The sequence below is a fragment of the Hanstruepera ponticola genome (assembly GCF_002940745.1).
Classification (GTDB): domain Bacteria; phylum Bacteroidota; class Bacteroidia; order Flavobacteriales; family Flavobacteriaceae; genus Hanstruepera; species Hanstruepera ponticola.
The window spans coordinates 2,020,142-2,034,559 of sequence record NZ_POTB01000001.1 but is presented as its reverse complement, the minus strand read 5'-3'; the positions used below and the strand labels follow the sequence as shown (position 1 = coordinate 2,034,559).

Genomic DNA, 14,418 nt, shown 5'->3' with positions numbered 1-14,418 from the left:
ATTCGAAAAATAGCCATAAACCAATAGGCATCAAAATCTGATGTTAAAATTTAACAAAAGTCAAGTGATATTTTTTAGACATTATTGAAATATGTAGCTTTGAGAAATTTAATTTATCCATTATGAAATACCATCCTATTGATAATAAATTATTCATCAAGAATCGTAAGAATTTTGCAGCCAAAATGAAGCCTAAAAGCCTGGCTGTTTTTAATTCCAATGATATTTATCCCATAAGTGCCGATAGCACTATGCCATTTCAACAACATCGTGATATTTTTTATTTAAGTGGTGTTGATCAAGAAGAGAGTGTATTGGTTATTTTTCCAGATTGTCCTAATGAGAAAAATAGGGAAATCTTATTCCTGAAAGAAACCAATGAACATATTGCGGTTTGGGAAGGTGAGAAGCTTACTAAAGAAGCAGCTTACAAAACTAGTGGTATTAAAACGGTGTATTGGTTAAAAGATATGGAAAAAACCATGTTCGAACTGATGACCCAATGTGATACGATTTACATCAACACTAACGAGCATTATCGTGCTAATGTTGAGACCGAAACTCGTGAAGACCGATTTACCAAATGGCTAAAAGAACGTTATCCAGCTCATAGCGTTGCCAAGAGCAATCCTATTTTACAACGTTTGCGTTCTATAAAAGATCCTATAGAAATTGATTTAATGCAAAAGGCTTGCAACATTACTGAAAAGGGAATTAGAAGACTTTTAAGCTTCATAAAGCCTGGAGTTTGGGAATATGAAATTGAGGCCGAATTGATGCACGAGTTTTTAAGAAACCGATCAAAAGGATTTGCTTATACACCAATCGTTGCTTCTGGTAATAACGCTAATGTCTTACACTATATTGAGAACAATCAACAATGTAAAGATGGCGACTTAATCCTTTTAGATGTTGGAGCAGAATACGCTAACTACTCTAGTGATTTAACACGTACAATTCCTGTTTCAGGCAAGTATTCCAAAAGACAAAAAGCCGTTTACAATGCTGTAAATCATGTAAAAAATGAAGCAACTAAACTATTGGTTCCAGGAACGCTTTGGGCTGATTATCATGTTGAAGTTGGAAAACTTATGACTTCTGAATTGTTGGGATTAGGACTATTAGATAAAGCTGATGTACAAAACGAAAATCCCGATTGGCCAGCCTATAAAAAATACTTTATGCACGGAACCAGTCATCATATAGGTTTAGACACTCATGATTATGGGATTCTTACCGAACCTATGCAAGCCAATATGGTCTTTACTGTTGAGCCAGGAATTTACATTCCTGATGAAGGATTTGGTGTGCGATTGGAAGATGATGTGGTTATACAAGAATCTGGCGAACCATTTAATTTGATGGCTAATATTCCTATTGAGGCCGATGAAATTGAAGAAATCATGAACTCTTAAATATAATTCTGATACCATATCAAACCCTCATTTATTCATTTAAATGAGGGTTTTTGTTTTTTATTAAATTCAAGATGATAAATGCTACTAGTGATGGAAAAACCCAACCTAAATTATCTTTGGCTAATGGTATGGTGTCTTTCAATTGATTAAGCCAATTAGTTTCCATTAAAAAGCCTAAAAAATCTGGAATGCTAAATACAAATGTTACTAAAACGACGCCTCTAAAAACTTTTTCTGAAGCAAATTTTTCTGGAATAACATTTAAAAAAATTAGCACAATCGTTAAAGGATAAATAAACATTAGAGCAGGAAGTGCCACATCTATGATATATTTTACATCCATTTGACCAACCAAAATCCCTAAAACACAAGATATAATAGCAGTTATTGTATAAACACTTCGTGATTCATTAAACAGTCCTTTAAAGAAGTCAGCTGTACCCACAATAATAGCAACTGCTGTAGTAAAACAAGCTAAAGCTACCAATATACTCAAAGAGATATTTCCAAAATTACCAAGTGTTTTTAAGGCCAATCCTGAAAGCAATTCTGGACGAGATATTGATGAATCAAATTGCCCATTAAAATGAGCACCAATAAACATTAGTCCAATATAAATTATAAAAAGCCCAGCCATAGCAATAAAACTAGAACGTGCTATTATGCTTTTCTTCTCTTCTAAAGATGTAATACCTTGCATGTTTAATGAAATAATCACAATCCCTCCCGTAAGCAGTCCTGCTATAGCATCATAGGTTTGATAGCCTTCAAAAAAGCCACTTAAAAAAGCTGAATTATATATTGATGGTTCTATTTCGCTTGGTGTTGTAAAAATTCCAATAACTATGATTGCTAAAAGAATTATAACAATTAAAGGTGTTAGATATTTACCCAACAAATCAAGAACTTTTCCTCTATTCATTACAAACAGAAAGACCAAAACAAAATATACACTACTCGTTAAAATTGAAGGCGTTCCAAAAAAAGGCGCAATAGCCATTTCATGCGTTACGGCTGCAGTTCTTGGACATGGTAAAGCAACTGCAATGAGATAAACACAAAAACAAAAAATTAAACTAAAAAAAGGTGATACTTTATTACCAAAATCCAGCATTGTTCCTTGAAGTCTTGCATGAGCAAATAAAGCAAAAAGCGGAATAATTGTAGCAGATGTAATAAACCCTAAACCTACCAACCACCAATCAGGTCCTGAATTAAACCCTAACAAGGGAGGTAAAACTAAATTGCCAGCGCCAAAGAAGGCTGCAAAAATGGCAAATCCAAATACAAATGTTTGCTTCGTGTTATTCATTTCCAAACGGTATATTTGTACAATATAGCGTAATTATGATTTTAGATTACAAAGGTATTCCTGTTTTTTATACTGATGACGGTTCAGGCGATGTTGTGGTTTTATTACATGGCTTTTTAGAAAACACGTCAATGTGGAGCAAAACCATATCACATATATGCCATAAAAATCGGGTAATTTCAATTGATCTTCTGGGTCATGGAAATACTGGTTGTTTGGGTTACATTCATACAATGGAAGATATGGCTGAAGCTGTGAGAGCAGTATTGGAACATTTAGATATAAAAAAAGCTGTTTTTATAGGTCATTCTATGGGTGGATATGTAGCTTTAGCCTTTGCCGATTTATTTCCTGAAAAAGTTTCAGGCATCTGCCTTGCCAACTCAACGTCTCAAGCAGATAGTGACGAAAGAAAAATCAATAGAGATAGAGCCATTAAAGCAGTAAAACAAAACCACAAAGCCTTTGTGAGTATGGCTGTAACCAATTTATTTGCTGAAAATAATCGTGAAAATCTCAAAATTGAAATTGATAGCGTTAAGAATGAAGCTCTAAAAACTCCTCTTCAAGGAATAATAGCTGCGCTTGAAGGGATGAAAATAAGACCTTCAAGAAAAAATATTTTGGAAACTGGTAATTTTATAAAATTGATGTTGATTGGCACCCATGACACTGTAATACAAAGTGATAGCCTTGTTAGTGAGGCAAAATCTGCCGATATAAAATTTATAGAATTTGAAGGTGGACATATGAGTTATATTGAAAATGAAGTTTTTTTCCTACAAGAAATAATGCATTTCATCGATTTAATATAACTTTTGTCGATTATTTGGATTTTTTTGCTAGTTTTATTCTTCCAAATCAAATACTTATGAACACAACTACCCAAAAAACAGCATTACTGCCAAAATTGTATTGTACTATTTTTGGCCATGATTATGAAGTTTCTAGAAAGGTTACTCATCATGTAAAGGAATATACCTGTTCGCATTGTAGAAAAGAACTAACAACAAATGGAAATGGAAATTTAACAGTTCTTACACCAAAGTATCGTGAGATAAACAGTATTCTTGAACAAATGTATACAAGGCGTTTAATGCGTTTACAAAATAACAGGCCTTACCTAAATTCAGATTTAAGAATTCCTGCTTAATCAAAGCTCTTCCATCCTTGAGCTTTTAATGGTATTCGTGTATCAGCACGAGTAACTAGATGTGTGCCCGCACTTTTTTCTTTTATATGACCAATAACACTAAAGTTGGGATTCGCTTTAATTTTGGGATAATCTTCTTGTGAAACAGTGAATAACAATTCATAATCCTCTCCGCCATTTAAAGCTACAGTAGTACTATCAATATTAAATTCTTCACAAGTTGATATAACTTGGGGATCTAACGGTATTTTATCTTCATATAAATCACATCCAACATCACTTTGCTTGCATATATGCAAAATTTCAGAAGACAACCCATCACTTATATCTATCATTGATGTAGGTTTTAAGTCTAACTCTTTAAAAAGCTTAATAATATCTTTTCTTGATTCAGGTTTTAACTGTCGCTCCACAATATATGTATAAGGTTCTAAATCTGGTTGATTGTTTGGATTAACCTTAAAAACTTCTTTTTCACGTTCTAAAACTTGTAGTCCCATATAAGCCGCTCCTAAATCACCTGTTACAACCAACAAATCGTTAGGTTTGGCACCACTTCTTAAAACTTCATTACCCTTATTAATTCCTCCAATAGCTGTCACAGAAATAATTAAACCAGATGTGGAAGATGTCGTATCACCACCAACTACATCAATATTGTAAATTTTTGCAGCTGTTTCAATTCCAGAATATAATTCTTCTAACGCTTCTAATGGAAATCTATTTGATACGGCAACAGAAATAGTAACTTGAGTTGCTGAAGCATTCATGGCATAAATGTCAGACAGATTGACCATAACAGCTTTGTAGCCCAAATGTTTTAATGGCATGTAACTTAAATCAAAGTGCACGCCTTCTATTAACAAATCGGTAGAAACCACTACTTGGTTTTTTCCAAAATTCAAAATTGCAGCATCATCACCTATACCTATGATTGTTGAATCTTGGTTTATTTTGAAGTTCTTGGTCAAATGTTCTATCAATCCAAATTCTCCAATATCATTCAATGCTGTTCGTTGTTGGTTTTTGTCTTCTATCATGCTACAAAAATACTAAGGTGTTTTTAAATACGATCTGTGAATTTAAATTTAAACGATTTTATATATAAAAAACTGATATTTAACACTAAACCAATAGATTTTATGGATTATTCTGTTAATTTTGTTGGGCTTATACAATCACGCTTAACCTGATGTTTAAAAACTTTACTTTAATAACTACAGCATTAGTTTGCTCATTTTTTGGCTTTAGTCAAACCCCATGTGAAAATGGGTTTGCCAATGTGTCTGGAGGCGATTCTTTCCCATGCGACGATTACGATTTAATGTCCAACATTCCTATTTCAGTACTTGCCAACACTCAAGGCAACCCGGAAGGTAGTGATGTTTGGGGGTGGACAGATCCTCTTGACAACAAAGAATATGCCTTAATTGCTACTACTAATAGCACTGCTTTTGTTGATGTTAGTAATCCTTTAAATCCTATTTTTTTAGGTAGATTAGATACCGAAACTGCAACAAATTTCTGGAGAGATGTAAAAGTTTATAATAATTATGCCTTTATAGTTGCGGATAATGTAGGGTCACATGGAGTCCAAATATTTGACCTTACAATTTTAAGAAATGGTGTTGATGGCGATTTAACCTTTGAAGAGAGTGAATACCCTAATAGAATTTTAACATATTCAGGTGATACGGGAGGGTTGTCCATTGGAAGTTGTCACAATATTGTTATTAATGAGAGTGAAGCAATCGCTTATTTAGTTGGTTGTAATTCCGCTAATGGTGGCGGCCCAATTTTTATTGATATTTCGGATCCAATGGCTCCAATAACTTTGGGAGATTATACTGCAAGTGGTTATACACATGATGCCCAAGTTGTAACCTATAATGGACCAGATTCAAACCCTGATTCTAATACAACTTCAATTCCTACCTATGTTGGTAGAGAAATACTAGTTGCGAGCAATGGGAGTTTTTCCAGTAACGACAAATTAGTTTTTTTAGATGTTACTGATAAAAATAACATTACCAAAATTTCTGAAGTAACCTACTCTCAACCTGGTTATGCCCATCAAGGTTGGTTCACTGATGATCATCGTTATTTTATAATGGGTGATGAAACGGATGAGCAAGCATTTGGGATGAATACACGCACATTAGTTTTTGATGTTCAAGATTTGGATAATCCCGTTTTGTCATCAACTTATTTTGGCCCTACACTTGCCATTGACCATAATGGCTATGTAAAAGGTAATACTTTTTATATGGCTAACTATAGAGCTGGCTTACGTATATTGGATATTTCAAACATTGCATCTCCAACAAATTCTATGACAGAAATTGGTTATTTTGACACTCACCCTGAAAGCAATAATACGGGTTTTGATGGTGCTTGGAGTGTATATCCTTACTTTAACAGTGGTAATATTATTATAAGTGATATCGATCGCGGCCTATTTATTGTGAGGAAAAGTGGGACACTAGATGTTTCTAATTTTATTAATGAAAAAAATACATTTAAATTGACTCCTAATCCTACTCAAACAAATGCAACGGTTTCTGCAGTTAACGGAAAAGTCATTAATTCTATAGAGATATATAATATACTTGGTAAGATGGTTTTTGAAGAACGCAATATTAATCTTCAAAAATTCGTTCTACCAATAAAAAATTATCAGAAAGGAGTTTACTTGGTTAAAATCAATTCTGAAGTAACTAAAAAATTGCTATTAAAGTAAAAATACAAAATGAAACACTTTTTAAAAACATCCTATTTTACAACTATCCTATCATTCGTTTTATTTAGCTTAACGTTCTTCCAGAGTTGCGATGACGAACCTGTAGACCCTATAATTATAGTTGATTCCGACAATGATGGCATCCCAGACTCACAAGATAATTGCCCTTCCATTTCTAATCCAAATCAAGCTGATACCGATAATGATGGCATTGGAGATAGCTGTGACACAACTAATGACAACGATGGTGATAATGATGGCATCCCAGATGATGTTGACAACTGCCCTCTTATTCCAAATCCTGATCAATTAGACGACGATGGTGACGGCATAGGAAACGCTTGTCAAAACAACCCAGATTTAACACCTCTATTTCCTTGTGAAAATGGAATGGCAGGACCTTATCCTTGTGACAATTATGACTTAATGGGTCATATTCCTATAGATGTTTTAGGTGAGCCTGGAGCTGAAGGCAATGATTCTTGGGGCTGGACTGACCCTACAACAGGTAAGGAATACGCGTTGGTAGCATCCACTCAAGGGACAGCTTTTGTTGATGTCACTGATCCAACAAACCCCTTATTATTAGGAAGGCTTGCTAGTGCTAATCCTGGAAATGGTGGAAATATTTGGCGCGATGTTAAAGTATATAGCAACCATGCATTTATAGTTAGTGAAGCTTCTAATCATGGTATGCAGGTCTTTGATTTAACGAGACTTCGGAATGTAGCAAATCCGCCAGAAGCATTTGCTCCCGATTTTCACTACACAGGTTTTGGTAGAGCCCATAATATTGTTATCAATGAAAATTCTGGATATGCATACATAGTAGGTGGTAGCCGAAATACGACTTATGCTGGCGGCCCCATATTTTTAAATATACAGAACCCATTAAATCCAATTGAAGAAGGCGGTATTTCAGGGTATTCACATGATGCACAAGTCATTACTTATAATGGACCTGATGCTGATTATGCCGGTAGTGAAATACTGGTTGGCAGCAACGAAAATGAAGTTGCTATCATTGATGTTTCTGATAAATCTAATCCGCAGATTATTTCAACAATTGATTATGATAATATTGGTTATACGCACCAAGGTTGGTTTACAGAAAATTTAAACTATTTTATTCTTGGTGATGAAACTGACGAACAAGGTTTTGGAAATAATACCCGTACAATTGTTTTTGATTTCACTGATTTGGATAACCCAATCTTTCATATGGATTATTTTGGTCCTACCCTAGCAATTGATCACAATGGTTATGTAAAAGGCAACATCTATTATTTATCTAATTACAGAGCTGGTGTTAGGTTTATTGATATTTCTGGACTAAATTCTAATGTGATGAACGAGGTTGGTTATTTTGATACGTATCCTTCGAGTGACAGTGCCAGCTTTAATGGTGCTTGGAATGTATATCCTTATTTTCCAAGTGGAAATATTATAGTTAGTGATATTGAAGGTGGTCTTTTTATAATCAGACAGAGTAATTAATAATACAAATGAAACCTAAAATATTTTTTTTGCTATTTATTTTAGCTGGTATTTATGGCTGTTCAAGTGATGATAATGCCGATAGCACGCCTAATATTCCTCAAAATAGCGAGTGTAACAATGGTTTTGCTGGGATATACCCTTGTAACAATTATGATTTAATTGCCCATTTACCGCTTTCTACTTTTGGCGGTATTGGCATTACTGGGAACGACTCTTGGGGTTGGACAGATAGTGCTTCGGGAAAAGAATTTGCCATAATTTGCACTAGTAATGGCACGTCATTTATTGATGTTACCGATGCTGTTAATCCAATATATTTAGGTACACTAAATACTGCTACTGTAGCGAGTTCTTGGAGAGATGTTAAGGTTTATAATAATTATGCTTTTATTGTAAGTGAGGCCAATAATCATGGGATGCAAATTTTTGATTTAACACGCCTTAGTGATTTAACAACTGTCCCACAGAACTTTACTGCTGATGCCCATTACACAGGATTTGGAAGCGCTCATAATATTGTTATCAATGAAGTTTCTGGTTTCGCATATGCCGTAGGATCTGATACGTTTTCGGGAGGTCCTCATTTTGTAAATATTCAAGATCCATTAAATCCTTTTGGAGCAGGTGGTTTTTCTGGTTATTCTCATGACGCGCAAGTAATAACTTATAATGGGCCTGATAATGATTACACTGGCAGAGAAATATTAATAGGCAGTAATGTCTATGAAGTTGGTCTTTTTGATGTAACAGACAAGTCGAATCCAATTGAAATTTCAACTGTAAATTATTCCAATATAGGCTATACACATCAAGGTTGGTTCACGTCTGATATGAACTATTTTATTTTAGGTGATGAACTTGATGAAGTTAATTATGGAGGTAATACAAGAACTCTAGTATTTGATTTTACAGATTTAGACAATCCTATATATCACACAGACTTTTTTGGGAATTCTCCTGCCATTGATCATAATGGCTATGTGAAAGACAATTTATATTACCAAGCCAATTATACTGCTGGTGTAAATATTTATGATGTTTCTAACATTGAAAACAATTCAATATCTAAAATTGGGTATTTTGACACACACCCTGAAAACAATGCTACTAACTTTAGAGGCGCTTGGAATGTGTACCCATACTTTGAAAGTGGTAATATTATAATTAGTGACATTAATAGAGGACTTTTTATCATACGAAAAAGTGGCACATAAAATCATGATGAACCAATTTAAAATATTGATTTTTGCTTCTATGCTGTTTTTGTTTAATTGCTCAAAAGATGACGACAGCCAAGTTATATCTCCTGAACCCAATCTTCAGTTAGCAAAAACTTATGGTGGAACTAAAAATGAAAGTGCTCAATCTATTGCAAAAACTAATGATGGTGGTTATGTAATATTAGGTTACTCACAAAGTAATGATGGCGATATAACAGATAAAACCAATGAAAGTTTTGACTACTGGGTACTTAAATTTGATATGACTCACAATTTGCAATGGTCTAAAACTTATGGTGGAACAGGAGATGATAGAGGCCATGCCATTATTCAAACCCAAGATGGTGGTTATGCCATATTAGGCTACAGTACAAGTAATGATTTGGACGTTACAGATAATGCAGGTGCTCAAGATTATTGGATTTCAAAGCTTGACACCAACGGAAACATAACTTGGCAAAAATCGTTTGGTTATACAGGCTCCGACATTGGATTTACCTTAATTCAAACAAATGATTCTGGTTACTTTATAACTGGTGTTTTAGATGTTACGGCTTCAGGAGGAGAAGGTAATACACGTGTTTCAGGAATGCGCCATGCAGGCGGTGATTATTGGGCGATAAAATTGGATGCTAGCGGAAATCGCGAATGGAGTAAATATTATGGTGGTGGATTTACTGACACACCTTATGATGCTATTCAAACGCCAGATAATGGTTATATTATTGTAGGCTCATCAGATAGCAATGATGTTGACATTCAAAATAATATTGGCACTTACGATTTTTGGGTGATAAAAATTTCTGAAACTGGTACACTCATATGGGAACGCTCATATGGCGGAACAGAAATTGATGAAGCAAGAGGAATAGTAGATTCGGGTGACGGAAACTACTTAATAACTGGTGACACTAGAAGCAGTGATTTTGATGTTTCAAGCAATAATGGTGCTGCCGATTTATGGCTGATAAAAATTTCTCCTAGTGGTGATTTAATTTGGGAAAAAACTTTTGGTGGCTCTAGCTTTGATGTCGCTAGATCCATTCAAAAATCTAATGATAAGTTTATTATTTCTGGTAGCTCCCGTAGTGCCAATGGCGATGTTTCGTCAAATCAAGGACAAAATGATGCTTGGGTTATTGAAGTAGGAAGTTCCGGAAATTTAATCTCACAAAAAACATTAGGAGGTTCTGAAATTGATTTTAGTTATGACGCTACAAAACTAGAAGATAATACCATCATTGCTGTTGGCGAGTCAAGCAGTTCTGATGGTGATATTGAAGAAAACAAAGGATTTACTGACTTATTAATAATTAAAATGAAATGAAAAAAATATTAGCCCTACTCTCATTTGTTCTATTGTTCATTGCTTGTAGTGAAGATAAAGATGATAACATTTTACCTGGACCAACCAATGCTAATATAAGCTTTACCTTTTCACATAATTGGGATGGGACTACTATTAATAGCACAAATTTACAAACAGAAATTGTCACAAATGAACACGGCGAAAAAATGAGTATGGCCAGAATTAGATACTTAATTTCAAGGTTGGAATTGGTCAATGAAAATGGTGACGCTTACCTTTTTGATGACTATAAATTTACTGATTTGCAGGACGAAAGCACATATAGCTTTACTCCAGTGAATAACAACATTCCTACTGGTAATTACACCTTGAAATTTATTTGGGGATTCAATGAAACAGATAATATTGATGGTGCTTACCTTGATTTAAATAGTGCTTCATGGAACTGGCCTGCTATGTTGGGAGGTGGTTATCATTTCTTACAATTTGACGGTCAATATAATGTAGATACTTCTGCACCATCACCATTTAATTTTCACAATGGCACTGCCAGAGTAAGTGATGGTGTCTTTGAGCAGAATTTTGCCGAAATCAATTTATCTACCCCAATTACAATTACAAATAATGCCACCATTGAAGTAAAAATGAATTTTGCTGAATTTTTTAAAAATCCTAATACATGGGATTTAAATGTGTTAGACACACCTTTAATGCCTAATTATGATGCTCAAAAAATGATGCAGGAAAATGTTGCTTCTGTATTTTCAATTGGTAATATAACACAATAGGAATTGAAATTTAATTTTACATATTTACTGCTTTTCAGTTTTGTCTTTTTTTCAGCTTGTGAAAAAGACGACGAAGACAATGGCTATGTAAATAGACCAACACCTGCACCATTAGAAATACCGCAAATTTTTTCCGATAACATTCTTGACCCAGTCATCCCAATAGACAACCCTCAAACTGTTGAAGGTATTGCGTTGGGCAAGAAATTATTTTTCGATCCACTACTTTCTTCAAATAACACACAATCATGTGCGCACTGTCACTTACCTCAAAATGCTTTTAGTGATATTCCAAGATTTAGTATTGGTGTAGATGGTGTTCCAGGGAATAGGAATTCAATGCCTTTGTTCAATTTAGCTTGGAACTATGACGAAAATTTCTTTTGGGACGGACGCGTGTTTAGTCTAGAACATCAGGCTCTGGAACCAGTAATTAACCCGGTTGAAATGCATAATACTTGGGAAGTTGTAATTCAACGATTACAACAGCATCCAGAATATCCAAACATGTTTACCAGTGCTTTTGGAAATGGTCCAATAACAAAAGAAAAAGCCACGAAAGCTATTGCACAATTTGAGCGAACACTCATTTCAGCAAATTCAAAATTTGATAGGTATCTTTTAGGTTTAACAAACTTAACGCCTGAAGAAGAAAACGGACTCAATGTTTTTATGGATGAAGAAAGAGGCGATTGTTTTCATTGTCATGGCAATCCAAACAATCCGTTATGGACAGACAATGCATTCCACAACAATGGTTTAGATGCGACTTTTTCCGATTTAGGATTAGGTGAAGTCACAGGAGATCCAGCCGATAATGGTAAATTCCGTTCACCTTCGTTAAGAAATTTAGCCTTTACCGCACCTTATATGCACGATGGTCGGTTTTTTACTTTAGATGATGTTATTAATCATTATAGTGAAGGTCTTCAGGATTCACCAACTATAGACCCACTCATGAAAAAAGTTAACGAAGGTGGTGTGCAACTTTCTGATCAGGATAAAGCTGACTTAAAAGCATTCCTACTTTCTCTTTCTGACCCATCATTCATTAATAATCCAGACTTTCAAAACCAATAGCAAAAAGCTATTAAACCATATGCTAATATAATGTTAGGTTATATGGTAATCCATGACTTATATTGTATATTTGCACTCTATTTAGACAAAATCTAATTAAAGAATATGATAAAAGTTTCTGAAACAGCTAAAAAGAAAGTCATTGAATTAATGACTGAAGACGGCTTTAATATGGCAACCGACTATGTTCGGGTTGGTGTGAAAAGTGGTGGTTGTTCTGGTTTGTCTTATGATTTAAAGTTTGATAAAGTACAACTAGATGACGATAAAGTTTTTGAAGATAATGGCGTAAAAATTATTGTTGACAAGAAAAGCTTTTTATACCTAATTGGCACAACACTTGAATATTCAGGTGGTTTAAACGGATCGGGTTTTGTTTTTAATAACCCTAATGCTAATAGAACATGTGGATGTGGCGAATCTTTTTCACTTTAAATTCTAAACATGAGTAAATACACGGAAGACGATTTAAGAGAGGAATTAAAAACCAAGGAATATGAGTATGGTTTTTATACAGATATTCAATCTGAAACCTTTCCTATTGGCTTAAATGAAGATATTGTTCGGGCAATTTCGAAGAAAAAAGAAGAACCAGAATGGATGACTGAATGGCGATTAGAGTCTTTCAAGATTTGGAAAGAAATGATTGAACCAGATTGGGCCAATGTGAATTATACAAAACCCGATTTTCAAGCTATTTCATATTATTCGGCACCAAATAGTAAGCCAAAATATGATAGTCTTGATGAAGTAGACCCAGAGCTGTTAGCCACATTTGAAAAACTTGGGATATCCCTTGATGAGCAAAAAAAGTTAGCAGGTGTTGCTATGGATGTTGTTGTAGATTCAGTTTCTGTAGCTACAACTTTTAAGAAAACCTTGGCTGAAAAAGGCATTATTTTTATGAGTATTTCTGAAGCCATTAAAGAGCATCCTGAATTAGTAAAAAAATACATTGGAACTGTAGTGCCTCAAAAAGATAATTTTTACGCAGCTTTAAACTCTGCTGTCTTTAGTGATGGTTCCTTCTGTTATATTCCAAAAGGTGTTAAATGCCCGATGGAACTATCTACCTATTTCAGAATTAACCAAGCGGGAACTGGTCAATTTGAAAGAACATTAGTTATTGCGGATGAAGGTAGTTATGTTTCTTACCTAGAAGGTTGTACTGCTCCAAGCCGTGATGAAAATCAATTACATGCAGCTGTTGTAGAGCTTATCGCTCTAGATGATGCTGAAATAAAATACTCAACTGTTCAAAACTGGTATCCAGGAAATGCTGAAGGCAAAGGTGGTGTTTACAACTTTGTAACAAAACGTGGGCTTTGTGAAAAGAACGCAAAAATATCATGGACACAGGTTGAAACTGGTTCTGCAGTTACTTGGAAATATCCAAGTTGCATTCTTAAAGGTGATAATTCTGTTGGTGAGTTTTACTCCATTGCCGTAACAAATAATTACCAACAAGCCGATACTGGTACAAAAATGATTCATCTTGGAAAAAACACCAAGTCAACAATTATTTCAAAAGGTATTTCAGCTGGAAAATCTCAAAATAGTTATCGAGGATTAGTTCAAATAAGTTCTCGAGCTGAAAACGCACGTAACTTTTCGCAATGTGATAGTTTGCTTATGGGTAACGAATGTGGAGCACACACATTTCCATACATAGAAGCTAAAAACAAATCGGCAAAAATTGAACATGAGGCAACAACCAGTAAAATTGGTGAAGACCAAATTTTTTATTGTAATCAACGAGGTATTGACACCGAAAAAGCTATTGCCTTAATTGTTAATGGTTTTAGTAAAGAAGTTCTAAATAAATTACCAATGGAGTTTGCTGTTGAAGCTCAAAAATTATTAGAAATAAGTTTAGAAGGATCAGTAGGATAAAATTA

General features: G+C 34.4%; 13 protein-coding genes. 11 read left to right on the top strand and 2 right to left on the bottom strand.

Annotated elements, in window-relative coordinates; translation table 11 throughout:
- The first annotated feature begins 122 nt into the window (after positions 1–122).
- On the top strand, positions 123–1,415 hold the full coding sequence (locus C1S72_RS09230) for an aminopeptidase P family protein (RefSeq protein ID WP_104735318.1): 1,293 nt from the start codon (positions 123–125) through the stop codon (positions 1,413–1,415).
- A gap of 31 nt (positions 1,416–1,446) precedes the next feature.
- Here C1S72_RS09230 and brnQ read toward each other — a convergent pair whose 3' ends face one another.
- Positions 1,447–2,730 (bottom strand): branched-chain amino acid transport system II carrier protein, encoded by a 1,284-nt coding sequence (brnQ, locus tag C1S72_RS09225; RefSeq protein ID WP_104735317.1) that lies wholly within the window; start codon positions 2,728–2,730, stop codon positions 1,447–1,449.
- Between the two features lie 35 nt (positions 2,731–2,765).
- Between brnQ and C1S72_RS09220 the strand changes: the two genes are divergently transcribed.
- The gene (locus C1S72_RS09220; protein ID WP_104735316.1) at positions 2,766–3,545 is read left to right on the top strand and encodes an alpha/beta fold hydrolase; all 780 of its coding nucleotides are present in this window, start codon (positions 2,766–2,768) and stop codon (positions 3,543–3,545) included.
- Between the two features lie 56 nt (positions 3,546–3,601).
- Positions 3,602–3,883, top strand: coding sequence for a hypothetical protein (locus tag C1S72_RS09215; RefSeq protein ID WP_104735315.1), 282 nt, complete (start codon positions 3,602–3,604; stop codon positions 3,881–3,883).
- Here C1S72_RS09215 and thiL read toward each other — a convergent pair.
- The gene (thiL, locus tag C1S72_RS09210; RefSeq protein WP_104735314.1) at positions 3,880–4,923 is read right to left on the bottom strand and encodes a thiamine-phosphate kinase; all 1,044 of its coding nucleotides are present in this window, start codon (positions 4,921–4,923) and stop codon (positions 3,880–3,882) included. The genes C1S72_RS09215 and thiL overlap by 4 nt on opposite strands.
- A gap of 152 nt (positions 4,924–5,075) precedes the next feature.
- Here thiL and C1S72_RS09205 point away from each other — a divergent pair, with 152 nt between their 5' ends.
- The 8 genes from C1S72_RS09205 to sufB all read left to right on the top strand — a co-directional run bounded on the left by C1S72_RS09205 (position 5,076) and on the right by sufB (position 14,413).
- Entirely contained in the window at positions 5,076–6,623 is a 1,548-nt protein-coding gene (locus C1S72_RS09205) for a choice-of-anchor B family protein (RefSeq protein WP_104735313.1), read from the top strand.
- 9 nt (positions 6,624–6,632) lie between these two features.
- Positions 6,633–8,120 (top strand): choice-of-anchor B family protein, encoded by a 1,488-nt coding sequence (locus tag C1S72_RS09200; RefSeq protein WP_104735312.1) that lies wholly within the window; start codon positions 6,633–6,635, stop codon positions 8,118–8,120.
- 8 nt (positions 8,121–8,128) lie between these two features.
- Positions 8,129–9,337 carry a choice-of-anchor B family protein gene (locus tag C1S72_RS09195; RefSeq protein ID WP_104735311.1) on the top strand — a complete coding sequence of 403 codons (1,209 nt, stop codon included), beginning with the start codon at positions 8,129–8,131 and terminating at the stop codon, positions 9,335–9,337.
- Between the two features lie 4 nt (positions 9,338–9,341).
- Positions 9,342–10,670, top strand: a complete 1,329-nt coding sequence (locus C1S72_RS09190) for a hypothetical protein (protein ID WP_317045759.1) — start codon at positions 9,342–9,344, stop codon at positions 10,668–10,670.
- Positions 10,667–11,440 carry an MbnP family protein gene (locus tag C1S72_RS09185; RefSeq protein ID WP_104735309.1) on the top strand — a complete coding sequence of 258 codons (774 nt, stop codon included), beginning with the start codon at positions 10,667–10,669 and terminating at the stop codon, positions 11,438–11,440. Before C1S72_RS09190 ends, C1S72_RS09185 begins: the two co-directional genes overlap by 4 nt.
- 3 nt (positions 11,441–11,443) lie before the next feature.
- The gene (locus C1S72_RS09180) at positions 11,444–12,520 is read left to right on the top strand and encodes a cytochrome-c peroxidase (RefSeq protein ID WP_394338522.1); all 1,077 of its coding nucleotides are present in this window, start codon (positions 11,444–11,446) and stop codon (positions 12,518–12,520) included.
- A 105-nt stretch (positions 12,521–12,625) separates the two neighbouring features.
- The gene (locus C1S72_RS09175) at positions 12,626–12,955 is read left to right on the top strand and encodes a HesB/IscA family protein (RefSeq protein ID WP_104735308.1); all 330 of its coding nucleotides are present in this window, start codon (positions 12,626–12,628) and stop codon (positions 12,953–12,955) included.
- A gap of 9 nt (positions 12,956–12,964) precedes the next feature.
- Positions 12,965–14,413 (top strand): Fe-S cluster assembly protein SufB, encoded by a 1,449-nt coding sequence (sufB, locus tag C1S72_RS09170; RefSeq protein ID WP_104735307.1) that lies wholly within the window; start codon positions 12,965–12,967, stop codon positions 14,411–14,413.
- The last annotated feature ends 5 nt before the right edge of the window (positions 14,414–14,418 follow it).

Bases quoted from the DNA above. Each gene is read 5' to 3' on its own strand.
- C1S72_RS09230 (WP_104735318.1), top strand. From the start codon at position 123: ATGAAATACCATCCTATTGATAATAAATTATTCATCAAGAATCGTAAG.
- brnQ (WP_104735317.1), bottom strand. From the start codon at position 2,730: ATGAATAACACGAAGCAAACATTTGTATTTGGATTTGCCATTTTTGCA.
- C1S72_RS09220 (WP_104735316.1), top strand. From the start codon at position 2,766: ATGATTTTAGATTACAAAGGTATTCCTGTTTTTTATACTGATGACGGT.
- C1S72_RS09215 (WP_104735315.1), top strand. From the start codon at position 3,602: ATGAACACAACTACCCAAAAAACAGCATTACTGCCAAAATTGTATTGT.
- thiL (WP_104735314.1), bottom strand. From the start codon at position 4,923: ATGATAGAAGACAAAAACCAACAACGAACAGCATTGAATGATATTGGA.
- C1S72_RS09205 (WP_104735313.1), top strand. From the start codon at position 5,076: ATGTTTAAAAACTTTACTTTAATAACTACAGCATTAGTTTGCTCATTT.
- C1S72_RS09200 (WP_104735312.1), top strand. From the start codon at position 6,633: ATGAAACACTTTTTAAAAACATCCTATTTTACAACTATCCTATCATTC.
- C1S72_RS09195 (WP_104735311.1), top strand. From the start codon at position 8,129: ATGAAACCTAAAATATTTTTTTTGCTATTTATTTTAGCTGGTATTTAT.
- C1S72_RS09190 (WP_317045759.1), top strand. From the start codon at position 9,342: ATGATGAACCAATTTAAAATATTGATTTTTGCTTCTATGCTGTTTTTG.
- C1S72_RS09185 (WP_104735309.1), top strand. From the start codon at position 10,667: ATGAAAAAAATATTAGCCCTACTCTCATTTGTTCTATTGTTCATTGCT.
- C1S72_RS09175 (WP_104735308.1), top strand. From the start codon at position 12,626: ATGATAAAAGTTTCTGAAACAGCTAAAAAGAAAGTCATTGAATTAATG.
- sufB (WP_104735307.1), top strand. From the start codon at position 12,965: ATGAGTAAATACACGGAAGACGATTTAAGAGAGGAATTAAAAACCAAG.